Annotated in this window: 17 protein-coding genes and 1 riboswitch; of the genes, 10 read left to right on the forward strand and 7 right to left on the reverse strand. The window is 57.9% G+C overall.

Annotation, left to right across the window (positions count from 1 at the left end; translation table 11 throughout):
* Positions 1–28: 28 nt before the first annotated feature.
* Positions 29–1,126 (reverse strand): Gfo/Idh/MocA family protein, encoded by a 1,098-nt coding sequence (locus F1381_RS09815; RefSeq protein ID WP_151734674.1) that lies wholly within the window; start codon positions 1,124–1,126, stop codon positions 29–31.
* Complete coding sequence (locus F1381_RS09820) at positions 1,119–1,886, reverse strand: sugar phosphate isomerase/epimerase family protein (RefSeq protein ID WP_151734675.1); 768 nt, start codon at positions 1,884–1,886, stop codon at positions 1,119–1,121. The genes F1381_RS09815 and F1381_RS09820 overlap by 8 nt, the downstream gene beginning before the upstream one ends.
* A 318-nt stretch (positions 1,887–2,204) precedes the next feature.
* Between F1381_RS09820 and F1381_RS09825 the strand changes: the two genes are divergently transcribed.
* Positions 2,205–3,065 carry a helix-turn-helix domain-containing protein gene (locus tag F1381_RS09825; RefSeq protein ID WP_151734676.1) on the forward strand — a complete coding sequence of 287 codons (861 nt, stop codon included), beginning with the start codon at positions 2,205–2,207 and terminating at the stop codon, positions 3,063–3,065.
* Here F1381_RS09825 and F1381_RS09830 read toward each other — a convergent pair.
* Both F1381_RS09830 and fur read right to left on the reverse strand, forming a co-directional pair.
* Positions 3,002–3,238, reverse strand: coding sequence for a hypothetical protein (locus F1381_RS09830; RefSeq protein WP_151734677.1), 237 nt, complete (start codon positions 3,236–3,238; stop codon positions 3,002–3,004). The two genes, F1381_RS09825 and F1381_RS09830, sit on opposite strands and share 64 nt — an antisense overlap.
* A gap of 157 nt (positions 3,239–3,395) precedes the next feature.
* A complete protein-coding gene (gene fur / locus F1381_RS09835) occupies positions 3,396–3,878 on the reverse strand; it encodes a ferric iron uptake transcriptional regulator (RefSeq protein WP_151734678.1) in 483 nt (160 codons plus the stop codon).
* Between the two features lie 226 nt (positions 3,879–4,104).
* Between fur and F1381_RS09840 the strand changes: the two genes are divergently transcribed.
* Positions 4,105–4,779: an S-layer homology domain-containing protein gene (locus F1381_RS09840; RefSeq protein ID WP_151734679.1), complete on the forward strand. Its 675-nt coding sequence runs from the start codon at positions 4,105–4,107 to the stop codon at positions 4,777–4,779.
* A gap of 92 nt (positions 4,780–4,871) precedes the next feature.
* Here F1381_RS09840 and F1381_RS09845 read toward each other — a convergent pair whose 3' ends face one another.
* From F1381_RS09845 to F1381_RS09855, 3 genes are read right to left on the reverse strand one after another with little or no spacing between them, the layout of a single operon-like run.
* A complete protein-coding gene (locus F1381_RS09845; RefSeq protein WP_151734680.1) occupies positions 4,872–5,621 on the reverse strand; it encodes an amino acid ABC transporter ATP-binding protein in 750 nt (249 codons plus the stop codon).
* Positions 5,622–5,655: 34 nt separating this feature from the next.
* Entirely contained in the window at positions 5,656–6,324 is a 669-nt protein-coding gene (locus F1381_RS09850; RefSeq protein ID WP_151734681.1) for an amino acid ABC transporter permease, read from the reverse strand.
* A 23-nt stretch (positions 6,325–6,347) separates the two neighbouring features.
* The gene (locus tag F1381_RS09855) at positions 6,348–7,190 is read right to left on the reverse strand and encodes an amino acid ABC transporter substrate-binding protein (protein WP_151734682.1); all 843 of its coding nucleotides are present in this window, start codon (positions 7,188–7,190) and stop codon (positions 6,348–6,350) included.
* Positions 7,191–7,415: 225 nt separating this feature from the next.
* Positions 7,416–7,519: riboswitch (TPP riboswitch) on the forward strand.
* Positions 7,520–7,667: 148 nt separating this feature from the next.
* Here F1381_RS09855 and F1381_RS09860 point away from each other — a divergent pair.
* The 8 genes from F1381_RS09860 (at position 7,668) to F1381_RS09895 (ending at position 15,244) form a co-directional block, all read left to right on the forward strand.
* Positions 7,668–8,429, forward strand: coding sequence for an ABC transporter ATP-binding protein (locus tag F1381_RS09860; RefSeq protein ID WP_151734683.1), 762 nt, complete (start codon positions 7,668–7,670; stop codon positions 8,427–8,429).
* The gene (locus F1381_RS09865) at positions 8,407–9,186 is read left to right on the forward strand and encodes an ABC transporter permease (RefSeq protein WP_246187975.1); all 780 of its coding nucleotides are present in this window, start codon (positions 8,407–8,409) and stop codon (positions 9,184–9,186) included. Before F1381_RS09860 ends, F1381_RS09865 begins: the two co-directional genes overlap by 23 nt.
* A complete protein-coding gene (locus F1381_RS09870) occupies positions 9,183–10,241 on the forward strand; it encodes an ABC transporter substrate-binding protein (protein ID WP_151734684.1) in 1,059 nt (352 codons plus the stop codon). The genes F1381_RS09865 and F1381_RS09870 overlap by 4 nt, the downstream gene beginning before the upstream one ends.
* A 206-nt stretch (positions 10,242–10,447) precedes the next feature.
* Positions 10,448–11,251 carry a hydroxyethylthiazole kinase gene (gene thiM, locus F1381_RS09875; protein WP_151734685.1) on the forward strand — a complete coding sequence of 268 codons (804 nt, stop codon included), beginning with the start codon at positions 10,448–10,450 and terminating at the stop codon, positions 11,249–11,251.
* 34 nt (positions 11,252–11,285) lie between these two features.
* Positions 11,286–12,116, forward strand: a complete 831-nt coding sequence (thiD, locus tag F1381_RS09880) for a bifunctional hydroxymethylpyrimidine kinase/phosphomethylpyrimidine kinase (RefSeq protein ID WP_151734686.1) — start codon at positions 11,286–11,288, stop codon at positions 12,114–12,116.
* Positions 12,113–12,772: a thiamine phosphate synthase gene (thiE, locus tag F1381_RS09885; RefSeq protein ID WP_151734687.1), complete on the forward strand. Its 660-nt coding sequence runs from the start codon at positions 12,113–12,115 to the stop codon at positions 12,770–12,772. The genes thiD and thiE overlap by 4 nt, the downstream gene beginning before the upstream one ends.
* A gap of 154 nt (positions 12,773–12,926) precedes the next feature.
* The gene (locus F1381_RS09890; protein ID WP_187355277.1) at positions 12,927–13,376 is read left to right on the forward strand and encodes a MarR family winged helix-turn-helix transcriptional regulator; all 450 of its coding nucleotides are present in this window, start codon (positions 12,927–12,929) and stop codon (positions 13,374–13,376) included.
* 26 nt (positions 13,377–13,402) lie between these two features.
* Complete coding sequence (locus tag F1381_RS09895) at positions 13,403–15,244, forward strand: ABC transporter ATP-binding protein (RefSeq protein ID WP_222850432.1); 1,842 nt, start codon at positions 13,403–13,405, stop codon at positions 15,242–15,244.
* Positions 15,245–15,325: the final 81 nt, after the last annotated feature.

Below are 15,325 nucleotides of genomic sequence, written 5' to 3' on the forward strand. Positions count from 1 at the left end.
CAGCCGGCCAGGGGCCGGCTGAGCTGTTTTAGGCATCCGCGTTTCCGTCGAAATAGACGGCGCGTCCGGTACGTGCAGATTCATAGATGGCCTCCAGAATCTGGGTGACCACCAGCGCCTGCTCCGGCTTCACCAGCGGCTCTTTATCTTCTCTTACCGCTTCCAGCCACATCCGGGCCTCACGGTCGGCGTCAGTTTCACTCTTGCCGTCGTAGAAGGCTACACCGCCGGCATCCATATCAATCTTAGTCTCGAACAGTTTGCCGGAGCGTTCCCCGTTGATTCGCAGGCCGTCCTTCATGTCCGCACCGCCTTCGGTTCCCGCAAGCAGCGTCTTCGCTTCGCCGAATTCGGACACATTCAGCGCCCAGCTGGATTCCAGGGCAATCGTCGCGCCGTTCTCCATCGTAATAAAGCCAAATGCCGAATCTTCAACCTTGAACTGCTCAGGGTCCCAGGAGCCGAAGGCATTCGCCGCATTCTTGCGCTGGCCGAGCTTGTGGAACGTGGAGCCGACAACCATGCGCGGCTTGTAGTTATCCATCAGCCACAGCGTCAGGTCGAGGGCATGCGTACCGATATCGATCAGCGGTCCCCCTCCCTGCTTCTCTTCATCCAGAAATACGCCCCAGGTCGGAACAGCACGGCGGCGCAGGGCAATCGCTTTGCCGTAATAGATATCGCCGAGCTCACCGTTCTCGCACATTTCCTTCAGATACAGGCTGTCGTCGCGGAAACGGTTCTGGTAAGCGACCGACAGCTTCTTGCCGGTCCGCTTGGCAGCGTCCAGCATTTCCTTGGCCTGGGCCGACGTCTTGGCCATCGGCTTCTCGCACAGCACGTGGTTGCCCGCTTCCAGCGCGGCTACCGTAATTTCGGAGTGGCTGTCGTTCGGGGTGCATACATGCACGATATCGAACCCTCCGGCGGCCAGCAGCTCCTTGTAATCGGTATATACTACCGCTCCTTCAGCACCGTATGTTTCCGCTGCCTTCTGGGCACGCTCTTCAACGATGTCACAGAATGCGACCATTTCGGCATCCGCCTGGCGGGAGAGACTCGGCATATGCTTGCCGTTAGCGATCCCTCCGCAGCCGATAATAGCAATTTTAAGTTTGTTAGACATGAACTTTTCCTCCTTGAGCGGCATAGGTTTTGATCCATTTCATACTGTCTTCGACACTTTCCAGAGCCGGACGGCTGCAGAAATCCTGCTCGACGACCGCCCATTCCACGCCCGCTGCGTCCGCAGCTTCGAGGATGGCATGCAGCGGCACTTCTCCTTCTCCCAGCACCACCGTTTCCGCCGACCCGTCCCCGCGCTTCTTCATATCCTTAAGATGGATGACCGGCAGCCGTCCAGCGTAAGTGCGGATGTATTCTACCGGATCATACCCGCCGTAATAGGCCCAGCAAGTATCCAGCTCGACCTCAAGCAGGTCGCCCGGCACCGAGGCAAAGATGGAATCAAAGACGGTGAGCTCCCCGTTCTTCTCTGTAAATTCAAATTCATGATTATGATACAGAAGCTGGGCACCCTGCGATTTGCAGGCTTCGCCGATGGTGCGGAAGTCGGCCGCGACCTGCTCCCAATTACGCTGCTCTTCGGTCAGATACGGTACAATCAGTCTGCTGTTGCCGATCTCCAGATTGTAACGGATTTCCTGCTCCGCATCGTTCAGCAAGGCATCATAAGGACGGTGCGCTCCCAGCGCAACCAGTCCGGTCTCCTTCAGCAGTGCGGCTACATCCTCCGGGCTGCGGCCAAAAAAATGATAAAATTCCACGCCGGCATAACCAAGATCCGCGACTTTGCGCAACGTACCTTCAAAATCCTGTTCCAGCTCTTCCCGTAATGTGTACAGCTGCAAACCAATCTTCAGCATGCTCTCTTCACTCCCGACTATGTAGTATGAACATCTATTCTGCAAAAACAGGATGGATAGTCCCTGTTCGATTAACAATCTTATTACCTGAACAAAAAGGCTGCATTTGGAAAATACAGCAAGCCTCTGTCCAAGACCTCGTAAGTCTTGCTTTTGTCGGGACAACCGCTCAGGCAGCCCTTCAGAAGCTCTTCACGGCACTCTGCAACTGTTTTTGCTAAGAATTATGGTAATATGAAAGCGTATATATTAAAATGAAGAATATGATTATTACATGAACAATTTGGTCATCATTTATTTATATTCACGGGAGGTCCTATGACACAGAATGCAGCCTGCCAGGTATTAACCGCCGGATTCTCTTTTCACCGCAAGCCCTTCCATATGTCGCGCAGCGACGGCGTGCAGAATTATCTGCTGCGGCTGCAGTCAGAGGGCAAAAGCCGGACGATGGTCGATGGTATCCTCTCGACGGTGGAGAGCGGCAATCTGATGTTGTTCGCGCCTAATGATCCGTACTACCTCGGCATTGAGAAGGAAGAATATCCTGCCGGCAAACCGCGGGTGGAAAGCGGGGACTACCACATTTTCTGCGGAGGACCTTGGATTGAGGAATGGTGGAGCCGCCGGAAGCGCCCCTTCCTGCTGAAGCTGCCGCCGAACGAGCATTTTCTCGGCTTGTTCCGCCAGCTTGTTCTGGAGCACCGCCGGCTTTCCGACTCCTCGCCGGAGATCTCCGCTTGTTATCTGCAGATTATCTGTCTGGAAATTGACCGGCTGATGAACGATCAGCCGACGGTCTCGCCAAAGGGCTATCTGGCTTACCGCATGAAGCAATATGTAGAAGAGCATGCCGCCTACCCGGTCCGGCTGGAGGAAGTCGCCGCCCATGTAGACATTTCCGTTTCCAGAGCGGTGCATTTGTTCAAGGAGGCGTTCGGCATCAGCATCGTCAAATACGTCAACGAGGTCAGGCTGGAAATGGCGCGCGAGCGCATCACCTTCAGCCCCATGCCGCTGGAGCATGTGTCCGAGACCTGCGGGTTCGCGAATTATACTTATTTTCACCGGATCTTCCGCAGCCGTTTCGGGATGTCGCCCAAGCAGTACCGCATTTACAGCCGGGAACAGCAGGTAGACACAAGTCCGCCGGACAAAGCAAAAGGAGCGTCTTCATGAAAGAACCGCTCCTTATGCTTCACCTTATTTAATTGCTGGCGTTTACTCGGGGCAACGCGGACATGCTGGGAAATCGCACCGTAATCTTCGTTCGTTCTGCGCATGCTGACGGGACTCCAGGTCCCGGCACGCTGCGCTTTGCGCAGGGCTTTCTGGCTGTTCGTTCGTGCCATGGCAGCAACACTCCTCGTAAATGTATGATTAGCTTTATAATAGCATATCCGGCTGGCTTTTCGCCTTGGACAATACGGTTAAAAAAGATTTTTCCTTGGAGCAGCGGCACAGTAATAGACCGGCAAGCGCCGGTCTTTCTATGTTCACAGTCAGCCGTTATGCCCCGCAGGGCACTTCCTGCCGTTTCTGGCTGGACTTGCAGCCTTTGCGGGAACAGGTGTTGAACGTGCCCTTGAAGTCGAGGCGGTGGTCGGTCACCTTAAAGCCGTATTCACGCTCCACCCTCTGCTCCAGCTCGGTCAGCCAGTCATCCTTGATTTCCTCCAGCCTGCCGCAGCTGTTGCAGATCAGATGATGGTGCATATGGTCATGCTCGCTGCCGCGCAGATCATAACGCGCCACGCCGTCGCCGAAATTCATTTTCTCCACAATATGCAGATCACTCAGCAGTTCAAGGGTACGGTAGACGGTCGCAAGGCCCAGATGGGGATAACTGCCCTTCACCCGCAAATATACTTCCTCCACGCTTAAATGCTCATTCTCATTCTCCAGCAACAAGTTGACGATAGCCTCGCGCTGGGGTGTCAGCTTATAATTGTGGGCCGCAAACTGCTGGCTGATCTTCGCCATCTCGTTCATGCAATTCTCCCGCCTTTCATAGAGCAGTATCATTAAATTTAATATTATTTTAGAATTATTATAAACTAAGTATAGCAAATAAGCCGCTGCTTGAAAAGTCTTCTGTGCAGACGCAGCTTTTTATTTTCGCAAAAAAACGGTCTTCCCTGCAACTTTCCACTTTTTGCTGCGTTTAAGGAGTTGAAATCAGCCAAACGGCAAACCCTAGACAAGAGGTGGAATTCTGATGAACATGAAAAACAGCACCATAGCGGCGGCGACATTCGTTTCACTTCTCGCATTCTCCCTGGGAGGACCCGCATTTGCAGCCGTCAACACCTTCAAGGATATCGATAAGGTAGAAGGCAAGGACAAAATTATCGCCCTGAAGGAGCAAGGTCTGATTAAAGGCATTTCCGACACGCAGTTCCAGCCCGGCTCCATCGTCTCCAATGCGCAAGGCGTACAGTTTATATCGGGCGGCCTGCAGCTCAGCCTCGCAGCCATCGATTTCAACAAAGCGCCTCTGGCCAGCGATATCTTCAGTAAAGTGAAGGACACCGCATGGTATGCCGAAGCCTTCGTGAATGCTCATTACAATGATGTGGATATCCCCGCAAACATTGATCCGGCCAAGCCGATGACCAAGGAACTATTCACCAGCCTGCTGATCCAGGCGACTGAAAAGGCCGGCAATCTGCCGCTGATCAACATCGTACCGGCCGACATTTCGGATGAGGAGGACATCAACCCTTCTTACCAGGGTACCATCCAGCGCTCATTGAAGTACGGCATTAATACGCTTGACAAGAACGGCAATTTCAATCCAAAGAGCGAGCTGACCCGGGCCGAAGCGGCCGTCATGCTCTACAATGCCCTGGATTATCTGAATGCCAAGGCGGCGGGCTCAGCCGGGAACTAACCAGGCCTGCGCTGCGGCAGAAACCGCTGAAACAGTTCAAGCCATCCGGAAGAATCTTTCGGATGGCTTATTGCTGTTCTATCAACCTGCCACTACTCCTCCCCGCCGAGCCGGTTCAGGAATTGCCGGACACGCGGATGCGCAGAATGGTCAAATACCTGCTCCGGCGGACCCTGCTCCAGAATAACGCCCCCGTCCATCAGTACGAGCTGGTCGGCAACATCGGCGGCAAATTTCATCTCATGCGTGACGATTACCATAGTCATCCCCTCGGCGGCCAATTGCCGGATAACCTTGAGCACTTCGCCCACCAGCTCGGGATCGAGTGCCGAGGTCGGCTCGTCGAAGAGCAGCACCTCCGGGGATGTCGCCATGGCCCTGGCAATCGCGACCCGCTGCTGCTGCCCGCCCGAGAGCTGATGCGGATAGGCATCCTCCTTTCCGGCAAGACCCACTTTGCCGAGCAGCTCCCGGCCGAGCAGCGCCGCTTCCGTCCTGCTCCGTTTCTGCACAGTCACCGGACCCTCCATTACATTTTGCAGCGCCGTCATGTGCGGAAACAGATGAAAGGACTGGAATACCATCCCTGTCTTCAGGCGCAGTGCGCGGACCGCTTTGGCGGGCACCCCGCCCCCTGCCGCGAATTCGACGCGCTGCCCGCCGATGCCCAGGCTGCCCGTATCCGGAATCTCCAGCAGGTTCAGGCAGCGGAGCAGCGTAGTTTTGCCCGAGCCTGAGGGGCCGATAATGACCAGCACTTTACCATGTGCCAGGGACAGGTTGATTCCCTTAAGCACCGCAAGCGGACCGAAAGATTTGTGCAAATCACGGACTTCAATCACTGAATTTCCTCCTGCCTATTTCACAATGCGCGGCCTAAGCCGCCGAGTAACGGTCAAAGCGCCGTTCCAGGAGATGCTGCAGTACCGACAGCACCGAGCAGAACAGCAAATAGACGGCGGCCGCCTCGCTGTAGAGCAGCAATGGCTCATAGGTGACAGCGGTGATCTGTTGGGCAGTACGGAACATCTCCACATAAGTGATTCCTGCCGCCAGCGAGGTATCCTTAATCAGGCTGATAAAGGAATTGCTGAGCGGCGGCACACTGACGCGGGCGGCCTGGGGCAGCACAATCCGCCGCAGCGCCTGACTACGGGTCATCCCGAGCGAGTACGCTGCCTCCCACTGCCCTTTGGGGATCGAGAGGATCGCCGCCCGCACGATTTCCGAAGAATACGCGCCGACACTGAGCGTGAAGCCGATGAGCGCTGCAATGAACGGATCGAGCACGACGCCGGCGGCAGGCAGCCCGTAGAAGATGATGAACAGCTGGACCAGCAGCGGGGTGCCGCGGATGACCCAGACATAGAAACGGGCGATCTGCTGCGGAATATACCAGGAGGAGATCCGGACAAGCGCCGTTGCTACCGCAAGAAGCAGTCCCAGCACAAAGGAAAGCAAAGCCAGCGGCAGCGTATAGGCCAGCCCGGCCTGCAGCAGGGGCAGCAGCGAATCCTGAAGTATTTGCAGTTTGCGCTCATCCATCATTCAGCCATCCTTTGCACTGCTTATTTGGATACATCGGCTCCGAAGTACTTCTCGGAGATTTGCAGATATGTTCCATCGCTCTTCATGGCGGCCAGCGCTTCGTTTACCGCCTGCACCAGGTCCGCCTTGCCTTTCGGGAACACCGCAGCACTGCGGGAGCCACCTTCTTCTTCGTCTACCATCTTGATTTTCACATCCGGCTTCTGCTTTTTTAAATCCAGAAAAGACAGCCCGTCATTCACCGTTGCGTCAATACGCCCCGACACCAGCAAGTCGATCGCCTGATTAAAGCCCTCTACACTTACGATTTCCGCACCGTTATCCCTGGCGATCTGCGAGAGATTGCTGGTCAGCGACTGGCCGGATTTCTTGCCCTTCAGATCGGCGAAGCTCTTGATGTCATTATTGTCCTCGGCGACAATGAGTACCGCTTTGGAAACGATATACGGCTCGGAGAAATCATATTTCGCCTGGCGCTCCTCCGTAATCGACACCTCGTTAAAAATGGTATCGAACCGGCCGGCATCCATCCCGGCGAACAATCCGTCCCATTGCGCTTCCACGAACTCGGCATCGACGCCCAGCCGTCTGGCAATTTCCGCAGCGATCTCCACATCAAAGCCGGTGAGCTTGCCATCCGTGCCGTGATAGGTAAACGGGGCGTAAGTTCCCTCCGTACCGATCCGCAGCTTGCCGGCTGTCTTAACTGCAGCCAGGCTTCCCGATGCTTCCTGGTTCTCCGCCTCATTGGCAGCTGTATTGGCTGCGCCCTCGTTTGTATTGTTGCTGCCTGTATTATTGCCGCCGCAGCCCGGCAGCACGAGCAGGACAAGCAGCAGGGTGATCATCAACGTTTTTTTCATGGAAAAAAGCTCCCTCCACAGTAAGTATTTAATTGACTGCCCAACGGTATACGGTGTACGTTGCAGACTTGCCTCCTGCGCCTTGCGCTTGCCGGATTAGATTGCCCCAATATGCCGGATCTGTCTCCAAAACGATGGCATTTCCGGCATGCTTCTGTTTCGGTCTCTCTTTACAAGCCTGAAAATTATGGTATATTAATTAGCAATTGCAAACTTGAATGCCTGTTATTTCACTAGGGGAGTCGGCCGACTGAGACGGAGCTTAAGCTTCCGGACCCTTGGAACCTGATCTGGATCATACCAGCGGAGGGAAGTGGAGCAGACGTCTTTAGCGAAATGTTTTTCGTTGCCGCCCTAAAACGTTCAGAACCCATTTGTTTCCCTCCGGAAATCAATGGGTTTTTTTGTTGTGCAAGACCGGGCAGCGGTGATCATCTATCCGGCATTTGTTACAAAAGGGGGTACAGCCTCATAGCTATGTTGTCTATTACCGGTCTGTCCTATTCGTATGGCCCGCCCGGAACAGGAACCGTCTTTCACAATCTCTCCCTTACCGCCGGCCGGGGCGAATTCGTTGCCATTGTCGGTGCCAGCGGCTGCGGAAAAAGCACGCTGTTCAAGATCATTGCGGGCCTGCTGGAGCATGGCGGCGGAGAAATCTCTCTCTACGGAGAGCCGGCCGGAGCCGCCGCAGAGCGTCTGGGCCGGGTCGCCTACATGCCGCAGCAGGATTTGCTGCTCCCCTGGCGCACCGTGCTGGATAATTGCCTGCTGCCCTGGGAGATCCGCAGGGACGGCAGCAAAGCCCAGGCGGTCGCGCAGATCCGGGAGCTGCTGCAGCGCTTCGGCCTCTCCGGTACGGAGACGGCCTTCCCCCGGCAGCTCTCCGGCGGCATGCGCCAGCGGATCGCGCTGCTGCGCACCTTCGCCGCCGGCCGGCCGCTGCTGCTGCTGGACGAGCCCTTCGGCGCGCTCGACGCCATCACCAAGCGGGAGCTGCACCGCTGGCTGCTGGAGCTGTGGAACGGGATCGACAAGACCGTTCTGCTTATCACCCATGACCTGGAGGAGGCACTGCTCCTCAGCGACCGGATTTACATTATGGCAGGCGGCACACTTCAGGAGCTGGCCGTCCCTCTGCCGCGCCCGCGTACCCCGGAACTCAGCTATGTTCCGGAATTTGCGGCGCTGCGCCGGGAAATGGAGCGATGCCTGTATGCGGATCACCGGATGGTTTAATATGCAGCTGCGCCGTTACGGACCATTCATTGTGCTGCTGCTCCTGATCCTGGCGTGCTGGGAGACGGCCGCGCGTACGGGGATTGTTCCTGCTTTTATTTTACCGGCGCCGACTGCGGTCTGGGCCGCGCTCCTTAGCCAGGCTCCGCTGCTGCTGGGTACGCATCTGCCGGCGACGCTGACGGAAGCGCTGCTGGGCTTCGCGCTGGCGGCAGGCGGCGGAACTGTGCTGGGAGCCGCCATGCATCTGTACGGGCCGCTGGAAAAGGCGCTGTATCCGCTGCTGATCATCAGCCAGACGATTCCGATGATCGCGCTCTCTCCTGTATTTATCCTTTGGTTCGGATACACGCTGTGGAGTAAGCTGGCCGTCGTGCTGCTGACCGCTTTCTTTCCGGTCGTGGTCGGCACTTTCGACGGTCTGCGCGCGGGCGGGGATATGTACAAGGATCTGCTGCTTACACTCGGCGCTGGCCGCCGGCAGCTGTTCTTCAAGACGCAGATTCCCATGGCGCTGCCGGCTTATTTCTCCGGTCTCAAGCTCTGCATCGTCTACTGCGTGATCGGGGCGACGATCGGCGAATGGCTCGGCGGCGGCAAAGGGCTCGGCTATTACAGCCGCCGCACGGCCGGCAATCTGCAGAGCGCCGAAATGTTTGCCGCGATTCTTCTGCTGGCCTTGTTGGGGATGGCCTTATTTCTGGCTATGGCCCTGCTTGAGAGAATCATTCTGAAGAAAAGGGGATTACTTCTATGAACCCAATAATAAAGAGGTACCGGAGACGGACAACCGGCTGGATTCCGCTGTTGTGCCTGGCACTGTTGCTGCCCGCACTGGGCGGCTGCGGCAATGCCGCCGGAACGCCGTCTGCTACCAACGAATCCGCAGGCAGCGGCAGTGGCAGTGGAACAAAGCTGCAGCCGCTCACGGTGATGCTCGACTGGTATCCCAACGCCGTACACACGTTTCTTTACGCGGCTGAAGAACAAGGCTATTTCGACGAAGAAGGACTTGACGTGACGATCCAAATGCCGGCGGACAGCAATGACGCACTGAAGCTGGTCGCCGCCGGCAAGGCCGATCTGGCGCTCAGCTACCAGCCGCAGGTGCTGATGGCCCGCGGAGAAGAGATACCGGTCCGCTCCATCGCCGCACTTGTGCGTCACCCGCTGAACCATCTGCTGGTTCCCGAAAGCGGCGGCATCGCTAGCCCGAAGGATCTCTCCGGACATGCCGTCGGCTTCTCCTCCATCCCCTTGTATGAGGCCATGCTGCGTGCGATGGTCAACTACGACGGAGGCGACGCCGCTTCCCTCAATATGATTGACGTCGGCTATGACCTGATTCCGGCCGTGACCACCGGCCGCGTCGAGGGCATTATCGGCGGCTTCATCAACCATGAAGCCCTGCTCCTGGAGAAGGAAGGCGTGCCGATGACCTCCTTTGATCCGACGGACTATGGGGTGCCGGATTATTATGAGCTGGTGCTGGTGGCCAGTGAACCCGGCTTGCAGCAGTCGCAGGAGGCGTACGCCGCGTTCCTGCGTGCGGCGCGCAAGGGCCAGCAGTTCACTGCGGAGCATCCGCAGGAGGCCCTGGACCTGCTGCTGGCACAGCAGGACGCCACCGCCCCGCTGGAACGCGACATCGAAGCCCGCAGCCTGGAGCTGCTGCTGCCCTTGATGGATGCCGGGAAGCACCCTTTCGGGGATCAGGACGGGGCGGTCTGGGAGCAGGTCGCAGAATGGCTGAAGCAGAATGGCCTATTGGACAGCGAAGTGCAGAGCGGAGATGCTTTTGTCAATTTATAATGCGCCTGCAGATTGAGCCATTGGAGGCTTTGATTTGGTGAGAGGATGGAGAAGGCTAGCCCCTTCACCCCGCCTGGGATGCGCTGATATTGAGAATAAGGTCATCTGATTCCTTAACAGCCGAAGTTGATATATCCGCTGGCGGATCTATCTACAAAGCAAAGCAGGCAACAAAACAATACAATATTTATTAGGAGGAATTATACATGTCATTTATTCAGAAGCTTCGTGAAGAGAAGCCGCTGGTCCACAATATCACCAACATCGTTGTGGCCAATTTCACCGCCAACGGCCTGCTGGCGCTCGGCGCCTCGCCGTTCATGGCCGACGCCCGCGAGGAGATGGAGGATGTCGCCGCGATGGCCGGAGCGGTCGTGCTGAACATCGGCACGCTGAACGATGCCGCCATCGAGTCCATGCTGCTGGCCGGCCGGAGCGCCAATCACCATAAGGTGCCGCTTGTCCTTGATCCGGTGGGAGCGGGCGCAACGCCGTACCGCAGCGAGGTGACCTATCAGCTGGTTCATGCGCTGCAGTTCACGGCGGTGCGCGGCAACGTTGCGGAAATCGCCAGCATCGCCGGCGAACGCTGGGCCAGCAAGGGCGTCGACGCCGGCACCGGCGACGGGGATGTCGTTGCGCTCGCGCGCAAGGCGGCGCTGAAGCTCGGCTGCGTCGTTATTGTTACCGGACCGGAGGACGTCATTACTGACGGCGCCAGCGTCTATGTAATCGGCGGCGGACATCTGCTGCTCACCCAGGTAACCGGTACAGGCTGCCTCCTTAGCGCGGTGGTCGGCGCTTTCCTGGCTGTCAGCGGCGGGTCCTGGATTACGGCTGCTGCTGAAGCGCTGGCCTTCTACTCCGTTGCCGCCGAGCTGGCGGCAGAGAAGACAGCCGGGCTTGGACCGGGCAGCTTCCAGATCGAGTTTCTGAACCAGCTGGCCGCAGTGACACCGGAAATCTACCGCGAGCGGGCGCAAATCCGGCTGCTGGCCGACCAAATGTAAGCACCGCCCCATACACAGACAAGGAGCAGATACGATGACCCAAGTATACAAAGCATTGACCATCGCCGGCTCGGACAGCGGCGGCGGCGCAGGCATCCAGGCGGACCTGAAGACCTTCCAGGAGCTGGACGTCTACGGAATGTCCGCCCTGACGGCGGTCACAGCCCAGAACACGCTCGGCGTGCAGGGCGTTTATCCGCTGTCCGCCGAGGCTCTGGCGGCCCAGCTCGATTCCGTCGGCGCCGACCTGCCGCCGGATGCCGTCAAGACCGGCATGCTGTTCAGCGGTGAGCTGGTACGGATTACCGCCGGCAAAGTCCGTGAATACGGCTGGGAGAAGCTCGTAGTCGACCCGGTCATGGTCGCCAAGGGCGGCTCCCCCCTGCTGCAGCAGGAAGCGGTGCAGGCGCTCATCAGGGAGCTGCTGCCGCTCTGCCTGGCCGTTACGCCGAATCTTCCCGAGGCGGAAATCCTGACCGGCATGACCATTTCCGGCAACGCGGACCGGGAAACGGCCGCCCGGCTGATTCACAGCATGGGGCCGCAGTTTGTCGTACTGAAGGGCGGCCACGCCGGGGACAGTGCTGACGGTACCGTCAGCGATCTGTTATATGACGGCGAACATTTCACGCTGTTGCAGAGCCCGCGCATTGCCACGCGGCACACGCATGGCACAGGCTGCACCTTCTCCGCTGCGGTGACAGCTGAGCTGGCGAAGGGCCGTACGGTCCAGGAAGCCGTCCGGACCGCCAAAGCGTTCATCCAGGCGGCCATCGAAGACAGCCTGGAGCTCGGCGCCGGCGCCGGCCCGACGAACCACAGCGCCTACCGCAAACGCGGCGGCTCCGGGGGTGGGCAGGCATGAGCCGGATCGATCCTGCTGCCATGCGCAGCCTGCTGCGGCTGTATTTTATTATGGGCAGCGTGAACTGCCCGCGCCTCTCGCCCGCCGATACGCTGCGCGAGGCAATAGCCGGAGGCGTTACGCTGTTCCAGTACCGCGAGAAGGGCGCCGGCGCGCTGCAGGGAGCTGCAGCGCTGGAGCTCGGGCGGCAGCTGCAGGCGATCTGCCGCGAGAACAGCGTGCCCTTTATCGTCAACGACGATATCGGGCTGGCGGAGCTTCTGGATGCCGACGGCGTCCATGTCGGCCAGGACGATGCGCCGGCCCGGGAGCTCCGGCGGCGGCTCGGCGCGCACAAAATTATCGGCGTTTCGGCCCATACGGTGGACGAAGCGCGGCAGGCCGTTGCCGACGGAGCCGATTATCTCGGCATCGGCCCGATTTACCCCACCGCTTCCAAGGACGACGCCAGAGCGGTGCAAGGCCCGCCGATTCTGGAGGAGCTGCGGCGCTGCGGCCTGGATATTCCGCTCGTCGGCATCGGCGGAATCACCGCCGGCTCGGCGCGGCCGGTGATTGAGGCCGGGGCCGACGGCGTCTCCGTCATTTCGGCCATCGCAGCGGCCGAAGACATCCGCCAAGCCTCAGCCGGTTTCCGGCACGCGATGCGGCAATAAGACAGACACGCAGCCAGCCATTAGGCGCTGCGTGTTTTTTTATGGCGGCACCGGAGATAATGAGCAGCTGGTTTACTTTTGGCTGCGGCAGGTGTATATTTAGTTTACATTGTTAACAGTTTACAAGCGTAACTTTATGGAGAGGCGGGATATTATGGGAGTTCAGCCCCGGACAGTCGACATTTATAACTCTTTCTTTGCCGTATCCCGGCAGCTCAAGAAGCTCGCCCATCAAAGCGCAGCGGAGCTGGGACTAACCGTACACCAGATCGGCATATTAAATACCGTACTGGCGCGTCCCGGACTGACGCAGAAGGAAGTAACGGAGCAGCTGGTTTTTGCCAAGAGCCGGGTCAGTCTGCATATTGATGCGCTGGTGGAGAAGGGGCTGGTGGACCGCAGGGCCTCCGAGCAGGACCGCCGGGAAACCAGGCTGTATATTACCGCTGCCGGTGAGGAATGCTGCTTGCGCTACAATACCGAAGCTGCCGCCTTCAAAGTGCTTGAAGAAGCGCTAAGCCGGTTCACGGAAAGCGAAACAGCCGGGCTGCTGAAGCTGAATCTGGAGCTGCTGGGTAAGCTGAAGCAGGCTGCCGAACAATGAATTTGGATTAAAGCAGGTGATGGCTCATGCCAAGAGATATAGGCGGCGGGGGCTTCGGTATGGGACCGGGGCACGCCAAGTTTAAATTTGACGATGAGAGCGGCAAGACGCATTTGTCCAAAGCGCTGCTCCTGCGGATTCTTCAGTATTTTACCCCTTACTGGAAACCGGCGCTGCTCGTAATCGCTGTACTGTGTGTCTCCGCTGTCCTTGGTCTGCTGCCCCCGATCCTGATCCAGCAGATTATCGACCGGGCGCTTCCGGAGCGGAATCTGCGGCTGCTGTTTATGTTTGTGCTGGCTTCACTGGCAACTACAGTGGTCTCGGGTTTGCTGGGCGTGCTGCAGAATTACTTAAACTCTTTTATCTCCCAGCACATCGTCCATGATATGAAGAACCAGATGTACCGCCATCTGCAGCGGATGCCCCTGCAGTTCTTCTCCTCGGTCCGGCAGGGTGAGGTTATCACACGTATGACGAGCGATATCTCCGGGGTGCAGGGGGTATTCAACAGCACGATTGTCAATTTTGCCAGCAATCTGTTTATTCTCGCTACCACCGGCGCAGCCTTATTCCTGATGAACTGGAAGCTTGCGCTGCTGGGGATTATCGTGGTTCCCCTCTTTATCGTGCCTACCCGCAAAATGGGCAGCCTGCGCTGGAAGCTCGCCAAACAGACACAGGAGAAATTCGCCGAGCAGAACCAGGTGGTCCAGGAAACGCTCAGCCTCAGCGGTTATCTGCTGATGAAGCTCTTCACCCGGGAGGATCAGGAATACCATACGTTTCAGCGGACGAACGCGGAAGCGACCAGGCTGCAGATCCGAGAGTCGCTGGCCGGACGCTGGTTCATGATGGCACTGACCACGTTTACTTCGGTCGGTCCGATGCTGATTTACCTGTACGGCGGTTATTTGTTCATTCAAGGGGAGCTTACCGTCGGTACGATCGTCACCTTCGTCGCTTTGCTGGGGCGGCTGTATAGCCCGGTGATGCAGATGACCAATCTCTATGTCGATATCAAAAGATCGGCGGCGCTGTTTGAACGGATATTCGATTACTTCGATATGGAGCCCGGAATAACGGATCAGCCGGGTGCCCGTCCGCTGGAAGCCGCAGGCCGGAATATCGTCTTTGAAGAGGTCAGCTTCGCGTATCAGCCGGACAAACCGGCGCTGCACGGGGTATCTTTTACCGCCCCTGCCGGGACCTTGACCGCCTTGGTGGGCCCGAGCGGAGCCGGAAAGACGACCATCACGAATCTCATCCCCCGGCTGTATGAAGCCACCTCCGGCCGGATTACGATCGGCGGCACCGATCTCCGGGACTTCACCCTGGCCTCGCTGCGCTCCCAGATTGGGCTGGTCACGCAGGACACTTACCTGTTCAACGGGACGATCCGCGACAATCTGCTGTATGCGAGCCCGGACGCCACGCCCGCCGAAGTGGAGGAGGCCTGCCGGGCGGCTTACATTCATGATTTTATTATGGGACTGCCGGAGGGCTATGAGACTGTGGTGGGCAACCGGGGCATCAAGCTGTCCGGCGGGGAGAAGCAGCGGATTTCCATCGCCCGCGTGCTGCTGAAGAATCCGCCGGTCATCATTATGGACGAGGCGACATCTTCGCTCGACACCCTGTCGGAGCATTATATCCAAGAGGCGATGCACGGCCTGCTGCAGAACAAGACCGGCATCGTCATCGCCCACCGCCTCTCCACGATTATCTCTGCGGACCAAATCCTGGTCGTACAGGCCGGTTCTATCGTGCAGCAGGGCCGGCATGAAGAGCTGCTGGCAGAGGATGGCATATACAGGGACTTGTATGAAACCCAGTTCGGAGCCGGCAGCCTGACTAAACAGGTATAAAAGCCCAAATAGCCCGCCTGACCGGAACATCTCCGGCCAGGGCGGGCTTTGTTGTGCTGGGGGATATTACCCTGCTGCAGA

Origin of the sequence: Paenibacillus tengchongensis, assembly GCF_008973665.1 — a bacterium.
In the GTDB taxonomy this organism is placed as follows: domain Bacteria; phylum Bacillota; class Bacilli; order Paenibacillales; family Paenibacillaceae; genus Paenibacillus_AQ; species Paenibacillus_AQ tengchongensis.